Below are 14,265 nucleotides of genomic sequence, written 5' to 3' on the forward strand. Positions count from 1 at the left end.
ACAGGCTCCGCACCGAGCGGGGCCGGAATCGACCTGCATGGAGGCAGCAACCGGCGATGACCGCACTCCCACTTGAACCGCGTTCCGCTCAGGGCGGCAAGGGCTCGCGCCTGTTTGGCGGCGCATTGACGGCTGAGGTGTTGGCTTCCAGCCCGGACGTGCTGCGCAACGCCGGCGACCGTCACGCCAAGGGCTTGCAGCAGCACTACAGCCCGCCTGAGGCGGCTCGGCTGGTCGCCGCGGTGCTGGGCACCCACAACCGCAACGTGCTCGACCTCACCGCCGGTGACGGGTCGCTGATCACCGGCTGGCCCAAGGGCCGCCGGTACGGCATCGAGATCGACTCAGACCAGGTCGAGTCCGGGGACTACTACGCGATCCACGGCGACCTGCAGCGCGTGTATCCGCTGCTGCGCCTGTCGCGGCTCACGTTCCCGGCTGTGGCGCTGAACCCGCCGTTCGGTCTGGACTGGACCGACCCGTCGGGCAAGAAGGTCAACAGCACGCTGCAGGCGCTGCGCTTCGGCCTCGGCGTCATGGAGGCCGACGGGCTGGGCGTGCTGATCGCCGGCCAGGGCCGCTATGACCGGCAGATCGCCGGGGCACCGGAGGCGCGCGGCGTCTACGCGGTCATCGAGTGCGACGACCTCTTTGACGGCGTCGTGCTGCCGTGCGTGATGGCGTTCTTCGTCCAGCCGCATCAGCTCAAGGACGATGCGCCTGCCCCGGCGCGCCGCAAGGTCACGCGCGCCGAGCTCACCGACCTGCACACGTGGGTCGTCGACGCGCGGCAGGAGCGCTGCAGCCCGCGCGTGACCACGTACACGTACCTCACGCCGCCCGATCACGCGGCGGCGTGGGCGACGATCAACGCCGAGCACGACAAGCGCCGCAAGGCGCTCGAGGCCGGCCAGCAGGCCAGCCACGACATCACCATCAAGGCCAACAAGCTGCGCGTGCGGCTCTCGCCGTTCGCGCAGCTCGCGATGGCCAAGTCCGGGCAGCTGCAGCAGCTGCGGCGCTTGAACGGCCAGTCGCCGTCCTACTTCGCCTACAACGCGCGCGAGTGGCGGGCGATCGAGGTTGCCGCCCGCGACGAGCTCGTGACCGTCGATCCCGTCGTCGCCGCGCGGGTCGAGTCGATCATCGGCGACGCCAAGCGGCTGCTGGTCCCCAACTACCCGATCCGCCCGCAGCAGCGGCTCGGCTACCTGGACGATCTGGACTCGATCGTTTGTACGCGTACGGACGCCGAGCGCGGCTACCTGGCCGGTGAGCGCTACGACCTCGCGGTCCGCTCGAAGGAGTCGGTGACCAACGGCGAGCGCGTGCACACCAACCGCGACGGCGAGCAGTCCGTGCGCGCCTTCAAGCAGACGCGCAAGCTGCTGGAGATCACGATCGGCCCGCACTCGTTCGACGAGGAGCCCGATCAGATCAAGTACCTGCTAGAGCACTTCGAGCTGCCCGACCCGGGCGACCTGGCCAGCCTCTATCCGCTCGAAGTGGACGCGATGCGCGACGTGCTGCGCGCGATCGCCGCGCGCTTCGGACTGCACGGGCACGAAGGCCCGCTGGCCGAGGGGCGCATCCGCTGGAACTTCAAGGACTTCCAGGTCGAGGACCTGGCGCGGATGCTGGTCAAGCGCTCCGGGCTGCTCGCCTGGGAACAGGGCCTGGGCAAGTCGCTGGGCCTGATGGCGCTCGCGATCGCGCTGGATTGGCTCGGCGTCCAGCCGGCCGCGCTGTTCGTGGTCCCGCAGGACCTGATCCCGCAGTGGCAGGACGAGGCCAAGCGGTTCTTCGGGCGCGAGTTCACCATCGTCGAAGGTCCCGCGCACGCGCACCAAGTCGCCCAGCACGTCGCAGGCGGCGGCTCGGGCTGGTTCATGGTCCACATGGAGGGCCTGTCGCTCACCGGCCGCCGGGACGACTCGCTCAACCTCCCCACCTGGTCGCGCCGCAAGAGCGACGCGCACACCACGTACGTGGTGCACCCGCGCGAGTTCTACCGGCTCCCGGCCGAGATGCGCGCGCACGCCATCAAGCACACCGGCGTCCCGCTGCGCCCCGCCCGCGAAGACGGCAAGCTGGACCTGCTGGGGCTGCTGACCACCGATGAGGTCTGCCCCAACTGCCTGCAGACCGCCGGCGCGGCCGACGGCGAGCCGATCCTGTGGGACGGCAAGGTCTGCAAGAGTTGCAGCTACGTGCACAAGCGCCTGCGCGTGCACACCGCCGGTCACGAGCTGAGCATCGCGTTCCGCCGCGGCGCGATCATGGTCGACGAGATCACCAACGCCTCCGGGGACTCGCTGCGCGCCGACGCCGTCTGCGCGCTGCGCTCCGATCACCGCTTCGGCGGCACCGGCACCCCGATCAAGAACTACGTCAACGACGCGTTCAAGCTGCTCTGGTGGTGCCTCGGAAACGCGACCGAGCGCTTCCCCTACGACTTCACCACCGGGCGCGGCAAGTTCGAGAACGACTTCTGCGTCATCGAGACGCTCTACGGCGGCGGCAAGGACTCCAAGAACGCGGCGCGCAAGGTGCTGCCGCGCGTGACCAACCTCTCGATGCTCTGGCGGCTGCTGTGCGGCGGCATGATCCGCCGGCGCAAGGAAGACACCGGCGAGCCGCTGGTCCCGTGCACCATCCACCCGATCTGGGTGCCCGCCGGTCGCGCGCAGGCCGCGATGAACAAGCAGTGGGCCAAGCAGTTCGTCGCCTTCTTCGCCCACAAGAACCCGTACCACCCGCTCGTCGAAGCAGGCGTGGTGGAGCGCTTTGAGGCCGCGCTCGGGCTGCTGTGGAAGATGGAGTACGCCTCCACCCTCCCCGCTGCGGATCCCGACCTTGACTGGCTGGTCGCCAACACCGCCGACGAGACGACGCGCGAGCTGCTTGAGGGCGTGTCCAACTGGACCCCAGCCAACCTCAAGTCGCTGGAGATCGTGCTCGAGCACGCCCGCGCCGGCGAGAAGGTCGTCGTCTTCTCAGACCTCATCGAGACCGGCCGCTGGTTCTGCGGCCAGCTGCTCGACCGCGGCGTGCGCGCGGCGCACATCGTCGAAGAACGCGACGGCAAGGCCGCCACCAAGAACCCCAGAAAGCGGGCGGCCGCCATGCGCGGGTTCCGCTTCGGCGACACGCAAGTGCTCTGCGTCGGCATCAAGGCCGTCAAGCAGGGCCACAACCTCGACACCGCCAGCGTGGCGGTGTTCGTCGGCCAAGAGTGGAGCCACGAGGCCAAGGCGCAGGCGATGGCGCGCGTGCACCGGCTCTCCTCGGTCAAGCCGGTGAACATCTACGTGCCCATGCCCAAAGGCCAGTTCATGGCCGCGCGCAAGCACGACCTGCTCAACGCCAAGGGCGCCAGCTCAGACCTCGCCCTCGACGGACAGCTCATCGAGCAGGACGAGCGCGAGATTGGCTGGCAGCAGGTCGTCGAGCAGATGAAGCGCCAAGGCTTCGCGCTCTCCGGTGACGAGATCGACGAGCGCGAGATCAAAGCGCGCTGGGACCGCGCCGAAGGCCCCTTCGCGCACCTTGCGCCGCCCCCGCCGGTCGAGACGATGCTCGACCAGGTCCCGACGCTGCTCACCGCTGCGCCGACCCGGCCCAACGCGGGCGTGCTCGACCAAGACCGCGTCGACCGGCTGCTCGCCGGCACGCCTGACCTACCGGTCATCGAAGCCGACCACGGGCAGCTCGCGCTCGCGTTCTGACCGCGCGCGGGCCCCGCAACGGCCCGCGCACCACCACCGCCCGCCAGGGGCGGGGCCCGGTCTCGCCCAGGTTCGCACGCAAGGCGTGCGCAGGCGAGCCGAAACGGGCCCCCACCCCGGTGGGCCGCCTGACCCTCAACACCCCCCGGAGGCGCGCATGACCACCCAGACACCACTGCAAGTCGCCCTCGACCAGCGCATTCCGCCGATCGTCGAGCAGATCGAACGCCTGCGCCGCGACTGCGGCCTGCAGTACCTCGCCGACGTGTGCACCGAGCACGCCAACGCGCTCGCCGAGCTCGCGCAGCGCGCCGAAGGCAACGACGTCGGCGGCACCAACTGCATCCCGCACTTCCTCGCCTCCCTCGGAGCGCTCGACCGTGACATGGTCCGCGTCGAAGTCGCCAGCACCGGCCTGGCCAACATCCTCGCCCTCACGCTCAAGGAGATGCGCGAGGAGGCCAAGCGCGACAACCCCGGCCATGACGACGACAACGACGAGCTTTCCGTGATCGACACGCTGTCGATGACCTTCGGCACGCGTCTGGCGACCCGCTACCCGCACTTTGACGCCGTCGCCTTCTTGCGCTCGGCCGGCGTGAACATCGACCACCACGGCGACGCCTGATGGACGCCTCCAGCACCTACGCCGCCGAGCACTTTCAGCGTCTCGGCTTCCGCATTCTCGATCACGACCGCCAGACGCGCTTCGGTCTCCTCTCGCTGGTCGCCTACGACGGGTCGGTCCTGGTGTTCGCGCAGCTGACCACCGGCGAAGTCGACCGCACCGAGCCCTCGCTGCGCGAGCGGACCCTGATGCGCCGGCGCGCCGCCGTCTGGATCACCGACACGCCCGCCAGCCCCATCGGCGCGGACCTGCGCTTTGACGCGATCCACGTAAGACTCGACGAGGGCGGCGCGCTGCGCACGCTCGACCACAGTGAAGGCGCGTTCTGATGAGCGCGCTGCGTCTGCCCACGCACCCCGACGGGACCATCAGCCGCTACCGCGACGTGCTCGAGCGCGAGCAGACCGCGGTCGACGGGCCCAAAGGCCACGTCCTGATCACCCGCAACGGCAACTTCAAGCCCTACGCGGTCTGGCACTCCGACCAGATCACGACCATCGTCAGCACCGACGATCACGCCCACGCGATCCGCAGCGCCTGCGTCGCCGTCGGCCTGGACGTGCAGCGCCTGGACTTCTCGGCGCTCGACGCCGACCACTAACCGCGATCGCCGCCGGAGGCGGGCCCCGGGCTCGCCCAAATGTCGCACGCACGCGTGCGTTGAGGCGGCCGCAGGGCCCCGCACCGGCGGGGCGGTCTTGAACCCTTCACGGGCCCAGGAGGTCCCTACATGCTCACCACCAACACCCCGCGAGGACGGGCCACATGGCACGCGCACTGACCGGGCCGCGGATGCAGGCCCGCCTGATCAGCACGCTCGGCTCACGCCCGGGCACGTGGACCAACCCCCAGCTGTGCAAGGCGCTGGGCCTTGACACCGTCGCCGAGCTCGCGCAGCTCGCCGACGCTACCCGCGCGGTCTGCCAGGAGCACGGCCGCCCCTACCCGTCCAACGTGTGGGGCATCGGCTACCAGATCAGCGACACGCTCGCCGCCCAAGAAGCCCTCGCCGACGAGGAAGAGACCGTCTGATGCTGACGATCGCTCACACCCCAAGCGACGGGACCACCGTCGACGGCACCAGCAAGGGCGACGGCTCCGGTGAGATCGTCAAGCAGCATGGGTTCCGCTGGGGCCGCACGCAGGGCGTGTGGTTCCTGCGCAACACGCGTGGCGCGACCGCCCGCCAACACACGATCGACGCGCTCGCCAGTGACCGCCGCGCCGCCGGGTTCGACGTCCAGATCGAGGTCGACAACGGAACCGCAGAGCAACGCGAAGCGGCCTACGTCGCCGCTCGCTCCCACCGCGCCGAGTCCCTTGCCGGACGCAGCGAACACCTCGCCGAGCGCGCACGCACCGAGCACGCCCAGTCAAACGCGATCGTCGAGCACATCCCGCTCGGCCAGCCCGTCCTGGTCGGTCACCACTCCCAACGCCGGCACGAGCGCGACCTTGATCGCTCACGCGCGGCGATGACGCGCTCGGTGCAAGCCAGCAACGCCAGCCAGGCCGCCGCGCACGTGGCCCGCAGCGCACAGGCGGACGTTGCCCGCCGCGAGGACCCCGCGTTCATCGGCCGCCGTATCGCCGACCGCGAGCGCGAGATTCGCGAGCTGCAGCGCAACCTCGACAGCTCCCAGGACAACACCAAGCCGCAGGTGCTCGCGTGGCGCGAAGGCCTGACGGCACGACTTGCCCAGGCGCGCGACGAACTCGCGCTCTGGCAGCGCAAGCTCGAAGAGACCGGCGCGCGCATCTACACCCGCGAGGACATCAAGGCCGGCGACTACGTCCGCATCCGCCACGGGTGGTGCGAAGTCGCCCGAGCGAACCCCAAGACCGTCTCGTGCCACGTGGGGATGCCGCGACCGCTCACCTACGCCTACACCGAGATCAAGGATCACCGCCCCAAGCAGTCGGCCGCGACCTGACCACTGCACCGGCAGGCGGCCAGCCGCCCGACCTTCCACCGGGCGCGCACCTGCGCGCCCGCTCACTCTCGACTCCATCCAGCAACCAGGCGCGGCCACCGGCCGGCCAGACCACCGCGAGGACCAGATGACCGCGACGCTGTTCGACACCGACACGCCCACCCCCGCCGCCGCGCAGGCGCCCGAGAGCGCCGCGCCGACGATCGAGCACCGCCTCGACCGCCGCACCATCACCGCCACCTGGACGCTCGGCGAGCCGTTCCCGGCCGAGGGCATAAGCGACGAGACCCACCAGCGCGTGGTCGTGCTCACCTGCGACCACGACTCCAACCGCAACGGCTTCACCGCAACGCTGCGCGTCCAGCACGACATCTACCGCCACGGCCGCCACTTCGCCACCACGTTCGCGCTGTTTCAGGACCCGATGCAGCGCCTCGCCGGCGAGCCGATCGTCCGGTACAACGCCAAGCGCCTGCACGCGTTCTTCGACACGACGCTCGAGCGCGTCAACGCCGCGCGCACGCGGCGACTACGCCGAGCTGTTCACGGCACCGACCACGTCGGCGTAGCGCCTCCCCCAGGCGATACCGCAGATAGGGGATGGCCGCGGCCGCCCGCGCGTGAAACGCTCGCCGTCGTGGACTGGATCGAGCAGATCGCCGAAGCCGCCGTGACCGTCTACCACCGCGGCGAGCTGCCCTACGACGACGTCGAACACGCCGCCATCATCATCGAAGCCCTGGGCGTCGAAGAAGACCTCGAGCGCCGCATCGAGACCGTGGCCAACGCGCTCCGCGCGACCAGGACGACTGCTCCCGGGCCCAAGGCCCGTCCGAGCTAAGCCACGGCCTCCCACTCGCACACCGGGAGAAGGTCCCGTGCCGCTGACGCGGGCAGCCGTGCGGGACAGCAGCAGACATGGAACAGGCTCGGGTGTCGCCCGGTTGAACGCCCTCATCTTGCGGCCGGTCGCCGTCAGTCAAGGGAAGCAGTGCCTCCCTGCGGTCGCCCTTGACAGCCGGCTCAGTCCCGGCTCGCCCTGTTGGGGCTCAGTTCAACCCGCTTACGACACGGAGCCACCATGACCGCCACCAGCACCCGCACGCACAAGCCCGCCAGCGACAAGCAGACCAAGCTCCTCCAGGAGCTGTGCGACCGCCTCGGCGAGACCTACACCGAGCCGACGAGCTCCTTCATCGCGCACCGCGAGATCAGCCGCCTGATCGCCCTCGACAACGAGCGCCGCGCCGCCAAGGACACCGAGCCGCCCACCCCCCGACAGCTGCAGCACCTGCGCACGCTCGCGATGCGCACCGGGCAGACCTTCGTCACCCCGACCAGCAAGCGCCAGGCGGCCGCCGAGATCGACCGCCTGCAGGGCGCCACGCCCAGCACCCGCGTCGAGCGCTACCTCGACCAGAAGGCCGTCTGGGACCGCGACACCAATCGCGCCCCCAACCTCGCGGCCATCCGCGAGGACGAAGTCACCGGCTACGGCTCCACCGCCACCTGGCAGTAAGCGTCACCACGCCTCCAGCTCTGCGCTGAACCTGAACAGACCCCATACCAGCCGGGACGCGGCGCTTGCGGTTCTCGTCCGACGCAGCAGCCAGCGGCGCGAGCTCCCGAGCTCAAGAGCCCGGCGCTCGCCAGCCTCGCTTGAGGCCGACTGCGAGCGTGAACGCGATAGCGCCGAGAAGAAGCGCGCCGCCGAAACCAAGGGCGATCCGACTTTCGACAGAATTGAGAATCGGAAGATCCTCTTCCTGGACGGCCTTGCTGAGCATCTCGAGAGCCCCAGGCACAGGCACAGGTGCAATAGCCAACGTAATGGCCTCGAAGAGATCGGTGATTGGCCATCCGACCCCGCGATGACGAACCGTGCGCCCAACTAGGTAGACGACAGCGACCGTGATTCCGGCGTAGAACGCTAGTCGAAGGTCCGAAGACAACCGGCTCTACGTCGATTGCTGGCGCTGGCGGCGCCTCTCGTGCGCCGCAACGGCACCGCTCAGGACGGCCCCTACAACGCCAGCAAGCACGGCCCCTACGGGCCCGGCGGCTACTGCGCCCGCCGTTACCGCTCCAGCGACGGCCGAGACGAGGCGCGCGCTGTCGACCAATGCTCCCGACTCTGGCAGCGTAGGAAGATCGTCATGCTCGTGATGCTGCTCAGGACCATTGACGTGGGTAGCCTCCACGCGACAAAGGATACCTGCGCTCGGTGCTCACTTGTGCTTTCCATGCAAAGCGACAGCGCGGCGGCCCGGCGGCCGGCGAAGTAGCGGAATCGTGGAAAAGCGCTATTCGCGTTCGGTTCGCTGACGCGAGGGAACAGCCACGTCTCTCAAGGTCCGCCGTGCCGGACGATCTCTTGAGCATGAGTCTCATCGCTGTGCTGGCCCTCGGCGCAGTGGCGGTGGCTCCCCTCGTGATCCTCGGGCGGTGCCAGTGGGAGCGAACGGCCCTCGGCGTTGCTGCCGTCACGGTGCTGATCGGGATCGCGACCGCCGTCGCGTTCGCGATCGTTGACGACTCGGCCACGTGCGACGACGTATGCGAAGAGCTCTATCCGCTGATGCTCGGCGCTGCGGCTGTCACGGCACTCGACATCAGCGCTTGGGCGCTCGCATTTTCGCGGCCTTGCGGCGGCGGCTGGCCCGACCGTAGCGGTCCCGAGCGAGCTGACCGAGGTAGCGGAACCGTCGAGAAGCACTACACCTCGGACATCGAGCGCGGCGGTGTAAGCCGTGATCTCCGTTGCGTCAATATCCCGGCGTGGCCGCTCAGGATCTCGCTCGACTTGCCGTTCTGATCGACTCGGACAACACAACGGCACTGCTGACGGCGGAGCTGTTGGCCGAGATCGCCAAGTACGGGACCCCGACGATCAAACGCGCGTACGGGGATTGGACCACGCAGCAGTTGGCGGGCTGGAAAGACGAGCTGCTCCGGCACGCGATCCAGCCGATCCAGCAGTTCGCGTACACCCACGGAAAGAACTCGACAGACTCGGCGCTGATCATCGACGCGATGGACCTGCTCTACGCCGGCAACGTGGAAGGCTTCGCGCTCGTATCGAGCGACAGCGACTTCACGCGGCTGGCCACCAGGCTCCGGGAGTCCGGGATGATCGTCTACGGGCTGGGCAGGCGAAGCACCCCCGAACCGTTCGTGGCGGCCTGCGACCGGTTCATCTACCTCGACCTGCTTACGCGCGAGTCGCAGAAGCCGACGCCGAAAGCCGCTGGCGATGAAACCCCGGCGCATCGCCGACGCGATCTCAAGCGAGTCTTGTCGTCGGCGATCAGCAGTACCGCCAAGGACGATGGCTGGTCGAATCTTGCCGAGGTCGGGTCGTATCTGAGCAAGAGCGATGCCGCGTTCGACCCGCGCGATCACGGCCACGGCAAACTCGGCGAGCTCGTTCGAGCTCAGGCCTACGTAGAGGTCAAAGAGGTGCCGGGCGCCGCCGGTCTGAGCCAACTGTGGGTGCGCCTGCAGCCAGCTGTCTCCTGATCAGCGAGTCGAATCGTGGTCGGCCCCCCCGCTCGGATGCCGACCGCCTGTATGGCGAGTTCGTCGAAACGCGCTACTTGTGCGCCATGCGGTTTCCCCATCTCCACGGTAGGTTCGGTGGCGCTTTGGGCGACCACGGTCTGTCGATGCTCGATCGCCTCAGACAGCACGTCTCGCCGCCTCCGAACCCAGTGCCATCGGGCCTTGTCATCGATGCCGACGGGCGAACGCTCGCGCTTCCGTCCGACTTCACGGAGCTGATGGCGGTGTACGGACCTGGTGCGTTCGACGATTACGTCTTTCTGCTGTCGGTCGACAACCCCCGGGGGTACTTCGACATCGTTGATCGCACTCGGGAGTCCCCAAGGAGCTAACGGGATACCGCGAGGTGCTCGCCAACGACTGGCCCCCATACCGGCTGTGGCCGGCCAAGGGCGCTCGTGAAGTGGGCGACGATCGCGAACGAGCACGACCTGTATTGGCTTACGAGAGGCGAGCCGGCCCACTGGCCAGTGGTTGTCTTGAGAGAAGACGAACAACTCCATGAGCTGGTCTTGATGACCGCGACCGAGTTTCTAGTCCGGCTGATCGAGGGACCTGAGCCTAGTCGCCTTGTCGGAACGGCGCTCGTCGACGGCGTGGACCGGTTCAGCGCAAGCGCTGACGAGTAGGCGCCGACCCCAGTGCCAAGCGACAAGCTGCACCCGCGCTGAAGTCGGGTGGCTCGGCGAAGTAGCTAGATCGTCGAGAAGCGCTGCTTCCCGGCACGCACGAGTCGCTTTCCTATGCCTCTTCATCGCCGCGTCATCTTCGCGGGCGTAGCTTCTGCGCATGCCCCTTCATCCCCTTCGCGCGCGCCGGCTCCGGTGGAGCGCCCGACGCGGCAACCCCACCGAGACACGGGCGGAGAAGGCACAGCGCCGAGCCGCCGCTCGTGCGCACTACAAGTCGTACGACCGCGCCGCGAACGGCAGCGGTGGCGCAGGTAGCGGGGTCGGCGGCGCCTGACCTCATCTCGCGATCCCGTCCTCAGAATCACGCGACGTGAGGGATCCATTCGTCGAAAAGCACCACTCTGCGCGTCGCCCAAGAACACGTGCTGGAGGTCGAGACGGCGGGTACGCGTGCTCGCATGAGCGACGTGCGCGAAGCCGAGTCGGACGACGACAACGACGCCATCTCCCTATTCATCTATCTCGTGGTCTTCCTGACGTCGAGCGGAATCTCAAGCGCGTACGGCCTCGGCCTCTGGGCGTCCCTCGCGCTCGGGCTCGCCATCAGCGCGGGAGGCGCGCTTGCTCATCGGCGGTGGGTCACTCGACGTGCGGGGCGCCGATCATTCGGCAACTCTTAACGAGCGTCTTCGTCGAAATGCGCTACTTCGGTCCGCTTTATGTCTGGCCAAACGGCCGAGTCGCGCGCTGATCACGTTCTTCCGTCGGCCCAGATGTTGACTCGCGTTTCGGCGGTCAGAAGACGACGGATACCCGGGCAGCCCCGGCCGTGGCGGTCAAGGTCCTCGACTCCGAGCACGCGCGGGTCCGTCTCTTCATCAAGAAGGACGCGATCCAGGTGATGCCCGTCGGCCTCGTCGAAGATCAACTCGCAATGGAAGGTCGTCGATTCGACTGAGTCTCCCGTCTCGTCGATATGCGCGAGGCGTCGGCGAAGGCTCACGACCACGTCGCCCACTGGCCAGGAGTCCGCCTCAAGTTGAAACGACTCGTGGTAGCGCAACAGCGGCGGTGTCACAGGCTCGCGAGCGAGATCGATGGACGCTGACCAAGCGATCTCACCCGTCAGACCGCCCGAGGTGCGCTCTGACAGCAGAGCGCGCAGCCGGGGCTCGTACTCGTCGATGCCCATGTGACGCGGATACCCGTTGGCGCTGCACGCGACATGTCCGTCTGATGACGGACGTGCCTGGCCGCGCCGAAACTCGCCGCAATAGGTGGAATCGTCGAGAAGGGCTACTTTCACGAGATGGAGTTGGGAAGCCTCGGCGACGCCTTCAGGGAGCAGATTCAGCCGATTCTCGATGAGAGCACGGCTGCGCGAGCACTGCTCGAGACCGCACCCGAGCCCTGGCTACGGTGGTGGCGTACCAGCGGTGAGGCGGAACTGAGATGCATCCTCATGACCGGCTGGGATCCCGTCGGGGCGGTCGATGCAGGCTGGGACGAATACGACGCCTATCTGGACGGCATCGTGAACCTTGTCCGATCGCCCGCTAATCCCGAACGCGCCGCGTCCAAGCTCGCCGACCACCTCGATCACATCGGCCGCGACTACATGGGCACCCTCAGCGACCGTCAACGTCACAAGAACCGGTGGATCGCCGAGGCCATCGTCAGGTGGCACGAATGGACGCTAGACCGAGGCCGCATCGGCTCAACCGCCTGATCGGTTCTGCGTGGCCGAGGGCGCCGGTCCCTGCGCCCGACTGGTCAAGGCCAGGAGCCCCTTTGGAGCGGATACCTGATCAGGCGCCTCGACTTGCGACTTGCGCCCGAAGCGTCCGTTACACACGGCAGCGGATCGCGGAGCCAACGAAGCGATTCCGTCGAAGGATCACTTCGCGACGAGAGCGTGCCCGCTAGCGGCAGAGAGATGTGCTTAACGCTCAGTCACGCGCCGATGGCGCGGGCGTCGAGGGCGATTCGTATTCGCGGAGCTCGCGCCAGGACCGCGGCCAGTTCCAGGAGATCCCGCGGCGACGAGCACTTCGCAGGCTCGTCACGCCGCTCACGGTGACCAGCAGACCGCTGAGGGCACCAAGCCAAAGCCCATCAACAGCGGCCAGGACCGTGAACAGGATCACGATCGGAGCCAGCACGACCAGAACACGGTATGCCGTACGGGGAGACCTCACGAGAGCGGTGATACCCCGCCACCGCGCCTCACGCCGGTCGCCTCACGAAGGTTCCCGCACGACGAGGGGTCGCGGCGTGGCTGGCTCGCTAGGACGCCGCGAATCGTCGAACGATCGCGTCCCGCACGTCAGAGAAGCGTTCGGGCAGGATGTCGGCAAGCTGCAGCGCTCCGTCGGACGTCCACGCTTTTCGGGCGCGCCGGTTGCTCAGATCGATGACGCGGGGCGTGTCATCGTCCCACCACAACATCGCAGCACGCCAACGATCGTCAGCGAGGATCGCGTGACGCAGCTTTCGGTCGTCCCAGACCTCGGCTGGCGGCTCCGTCTCGTGATTCGTCAACTGACCCAACAACTCACGCAGCAGCCGATCGTCAGCGCCTGTGAAGGTCCACTCGTCAGCCCACCCAGTGCCGTTCGACGGCGAGCGGATTTCCAGAACGCTGTGCACGACACCAGTCTCGCGAAAGCGCGCCTCGTGGACTATCTGCGCCGTGAGCAGCTCCACCGAGCGCGCTTCCGTCGGCAAGCACTGTTTGCCGGCGTTGGCCGTCGCTGGAAACGCGCGGCAGTCTAAGCCCTAGCCGCCTGGTCGTGGTGGGTTGGCTACGGGCGGTCGGCCACCGCGAATAGCGGTCGGGCGTGTCGCGCGGCGTTGTAAAGCAGCCCCGCATCGATTGATGCTCGCGCTTCGACGATCCCGCGCGCGGCCCAATCGAGCACGAGCGTGACCGAGCCGCTTTCGGGCGCAGCAACGCGTGCGACGAGTTCGCCTTGGTAGTGCTCGTCGAGCACCCAATGGTGATAGAGCTCAAGGCGCGGCTCGTCGATGTGCATTCCGTCGTAGGAGCCGCGGACCGCAGTTCCGTCGGGGAGCTCGACGCCCATGTACACGTGCTTGCGATCCTGCTTGCCGCGGCGGCGGGGATTGTGCGCCAGCGTGTCGGTGAGCTCAAAGAGGTCATACTCGGGCTCGGAGAGCCAGATGTGCAGCACGAAGCCGAACCCGTCCGGGTACGCGGTGAAGTGGCGGGCGCCGATCACGATGTCGTCGCGCTCGACGAGCAGCAGCTCGGCGTCTACTGCACCGCCGACATACAGGGTGCCGCGCGGGCCCCGCAGCACATCGTGGGGAAGCGCCCACACCATCTTCGCGGGCTCCGGAGCCTCGGGCATCGTCGCGCCACTGTAGATTGCGCGCCGTGGAGAAAGGACGCGCCGTCGCCGCCGAGCTACTGCTGGCCGCGACCAACGACGCCGCCGTCATCGTGCGGCGCCTGACCGCGTTCTCAGACCGTCTCGAGTTCTGGCTCGCCCTCCGGCTCGCCGAGCGCACCAGCGACATCCATGACGTCCAGCTGCGCGTCGAGCTGCCGGACGGACAATCGCACCCGCTGCGCGAGCCATACAGCGCGGGTCCTGCCGAGTACTACCTCGACGAACGCACCGTGCACGGAAGCGTCGACGGCATCGTCACGTTCATCTTGGACTGGCCTTCGCGCGGCATCGCCGACGCGCGAACGTCAATCACCGTAACAGCAAGCGCATAGACAACTTCGCCCCCGAGCACGCCACAGACCGCGC

Annotated in this window: 18 protein-coding genes; 14 read left to right on the plus strand and 4 right to left on the minus strand. The window is 68.1% G+C overall.

Annotated elements, in window-relative coordinates; translation table 11 throughout:
• Positions 1–140: 140 nt before the first annotated feature.
• The 12 genes from C8N24_RS01625 (at position 141) to C8N24_RS01690 (ending at position 11,163) form a co-directional block, all read left to right on the plus strand.
• Positions 141–3,728, plus strand: a complete 3,588-nt coding sequence (locus tag C8N24_RS01625; protein WP_170178770.1) for a helicase-related protein — start codon at positions 141–143, stop codon at positions 3,726–3,728.
• 157 nt (positions 3,729–3,885) lie between these two features.
• Positions 3,886–4,356, plus strand: a complete 471-nt coding sequence (locus tag C8N24_RS01630) for a hypothetical protein (protein WP_121247295.1) — start codon at positions 3,886–3,888, stop codon at positions 4,354–4,356.
• A complete protein-coding gene (locus C8N24_RS01635; protein ID WP_121247298.1) occupies positions 4,356–4,685 on the plus strand; it encodes a PDDEXK family nuclease in 330 nt (109 codons plus the stop codon). The genes C8N24_RS01630 and C8N24_RS01635 overlap by 1 nt, the downstream gene beginning before the upstream one ends.
• Positions 4,685–4,957, plus strand: a complete 273-nt coding sequence (locus C8N24_RS01640) for a hypothetical protein (protein ID WP_121247301.1) — start codon at positions 4,685–4,687, stop codon at positions 4,955–4,957. Before C8N24_RS01635 ends, C8N24_RS01640 begins: the two co-directional genes overlap by 1 nt.
• 164 nt (positions 4,958–5,121) lie before the next feature.
• Positions 5,122–5,388, plus strand: coding sequence for a hypothetical protein (locus tag C8N24_RS01645; protein ID WP_147447561.1), 267 nt, complete (start codon positions 5,122–5,124; stop codon positions 5,386–5,388).
• A 116-nt stretch (positions 5,389–5,504) separates the two neighbouring features.
• Positions 5,505–6,290: a DUF3560 domain-containing protein gene (locus C8N24_RS01650; protein WP_170178771.1), complete on the plus strand. Its 786-nt coding sequence runs from the start codon at positions 5,505–5,507 to the stop codon at positions 6,288–6,290.
• A gap of 127 nt (positions 6,291–6,417) precedes the next feature.
• Positions 6,418–7,131: a hypothetical protein gene (locus C8N24_RS01655; RefSeq protein ID WP_121247312.1), complete on the plus strand. Its 714-nt coding sequence runs from the start codon at positions 6,418–6,420 to the stop codon at positions 7,129–7,131.
• A 240-nt stretch (positions 7,132–7,371) separates the two neighbouring features.
• Positions 7,372–7,809, plus strand: coding sequence for a hypothetical protein (locus C8N24_RS01660; protein WP_121247315.1), 438 nt, complete (start codon positions 7,372–7,374; stop codon positions 7,807–7,809).
• A gap of 861 nt (positions 7,810–8,670) precedes the next feature.
• The gene (locus tag C8N24_RS01670; protein WP_147447562.1) at positions 8,671–9,105 is read left to right on the plus strand and encodes a hypothetical protein; all 435 of its coding nucleotides are present in this window, start codon (positions 8,671–8,673) and stop codon (positions 9,103–9,105) included.
• Positions 9,069–9,809 (plus strand): NYN domain-containing protein, encoded by a 741-nt coding sequence (locus C8N24_RS01675; RefSeq protein ID WP_121247321.1) that lies wholly within the window; start codon positions 9,069–9,071, stop codon positions 9,807–9,809. Before C8N24_RS01670 ends, C8N24_RS01675 begins: the two co-directional genes overlap by 37 nt.
• 146 nt (positions 9,810–9,955) lie before the next feature.
• Positions 9,956–10,183 carry a hypothetical protein gene (locus C8N24_RS01680; RefSeq protein WP_147447563.1) on the plus strand — a complete coding sequence of 76 codons (228 nt, stop codon included), beginning with the start codon at positions 9,956–9,958 and terminating at the stop codon, positions 10,181–10,183.
• A gap of 758 nt (positions 10,184–10,941) precedes the next feature.
• Positions 10,942–11,163: a hypothetical protein gene (locus C8N24_RS01690; protein ID WP_147447564.1), complete on the plus strand. Its 222-nt coding sequence runs from the start codon at positions 10,942–10,944 to the stop codon at positions 11,161–11,163.
• A 71-nt stretch (positions 11,164–11,234) separates the two neighbouring features.
• Here C8N24_RS01690 and C8N24_RS01695 read toward each other — a convergent pair whose 3' ends face one another.
• Positions 11,235–11,675, minus strand: coding sequence for a hypothetical protein (locus tag C8N24_RS01695; protein WP_121247333.1), 441 nt, complete (start codon positions 11,673–11,675; stop codon positions 11,235–11,237).
• Positions 11,676–11,792: 117 nt separating this feature from the next.
• On the opposite strand from C8N24_RS01695, the gene C8N24_RS01700 reads away from it, so the two are divergent.
• On the plus strand, positions 11,793–12,212 hold the full coding sequence (locus C8N24_RS01700) for a hypothetical protein (RefSeq protein ID WP_121247336.1): 420 nt from the start codon (positions 11,793–11,795) through the stop codon (positions 12,210–12,212).
• Positions 12,213–12,432: 220 nt separating this feature from the next.
• Here the strand turns inward: C8N24_RS01700 and C8N24_RS33230 are convergent, their stop codons facing one another.
• The 3 genes from C8N24_RS33230 to C8N24_RS01710 form a co-directional block, all read right to left on the minus strand.
• Complete coding sequence (locus C8N24_RS33230) at positions 12,433–12,645, minus strand: hypothetical protein (RefSeq protein WP_147447565.1); 213 nt, start codon at positions 12,643–12,645, stop codon at positions 12,433–12,435.
• Between the two features lie 124 nt (positions 12,646–12,769).
• Entirely contained in the window at positions 12,770–13,189 is a 420-nt protein-coding gene (locus tag C8N24_RS01705; protein ID WP_121247340.1) for a hypothetical protein, read from the minus strand.
• 98 nt (positions 13,190–13,287) lie between these two features.
• The gene (locus C8N24_RS01710) at positions 13,288–13,857 is read right to left on the minus strand and encodes a hypothetical protein (protein ID WP_147447566.1); all 570 of its coding nucleotides are present in this window, start codon (positions 13,855–13,857) and stop codon (positions 13,288–13,290) included.
• A 26-nt stretch (positions 13,858–13,883) separates the two neighbouring features.
• On the opposite strand from C8N24_RS01710, the gene C8N24_RS01715 reads away from it, so the two are divergent.
• Positions 13,884–14,231 (plus strand): hypothetical protein, encoded by a 348-nt coding sequence (locus C8N24_RS01715; protein ID WP_121247347.1) that lies wholly within the window; start codon positions 13,884–13,886, stop codon positions 14,229–14,231.
• Positions 14,232–14,265: the final 34 nt, after the last annotated feature.

The organism is Solirubrobacter pauli (genome assembly GCF_003633755.1).
In the GTDB taxonomy this organism is placed as follows: domain Bacteria; phylum Actinomycetota; class Thermoleophilia; order Solirubrobacterales; family Solirubrobacteraceae; genus Solirubrobacter; species Solirubrobacter pauli.

Coding starts and splice junctions, on each gene's coding strand:
- C8N24_RS01645 (WP_147447561.1), top strand. CDS start 5,122: ATGGCACGCGCACTGACCGGGCCGCGGATGCAGGCCCGCCTGATCAGC.
- C8N24_RS01700 (WP_121247336.1), top strand. CDS start 11,793: ATGGAGTTGGGAAGCCTCGGCGACGCCTTCAGGGAGCAGATTCAGCCG.
- C8N24_RS01695 (WP_121247333.1), bottom strand. CDS start 11,675: ATGGGCATCGACGAGTACGAGCCCCGGCTGCGCGCTCTGCTGTCAGAG.
- C8N24_RS01655 (WP_121247312.1), top strand. CDS start 6,418: ATGACCGCGACGCTGTTCGACACCGACACGCCCACCCCCGCCGCCGCG.
- C8N24_RS01640 (WP_121247301.1), top strand. CDS start 4,685: ATGAGCGCGCTGCGTCTGCCCACGCACCCCGACGGGACCATCAGCCGC.
- C8N24_RS01680 (WP_147447563.1), top strand. CDS start 9,956: ATGCTCGATCGCCTCAGACAGCACGTCTCGCCGCCTCCGAACCCAGTG.
- C8N24_RS01630 (WP_121247295.1), top strand. CDS start 3,886: ATGACCACCCAGACACCACTGCAAGTCGCCCTCGACCAGCGCATTCCG.
- C8N24_RS01710 (WP_147447566.1), bottom strand. CDS start 13,857: ATGCCCGAGGCTCCGGAGCCCGCGAAGATGGTGTGGGCGCTTCCCCAC.
- C8N24_RS01660 (WP_121247315.1), top strand. CDS start 7,372: ATGACCGCCACCAGCACCCGCACGCACAAGCCCGCCAGCGACAAGCAG.
- C8N24_RS01670 (WP_147447562.1), top strand. CDS start 8,671: ATGAGTCTCATCGCTGTGCTGGCCCTCGGCGCAGTGGCGGTGGCTCCC.
- C8N24_RS01690 (WP_147447564.1), top strand. CDS start 10,942: ATGAGCGACGTGCGCGAAGCCGAGTCGGACGACGACAACGACGCCATC.
- C8N24_RS01635 (WP_121247298.1), top strand. CDS start 4,356: ATGGACGCCTCCAGCACCTACGCCGCCGAGCACTTTCAGCGTCTCGGC.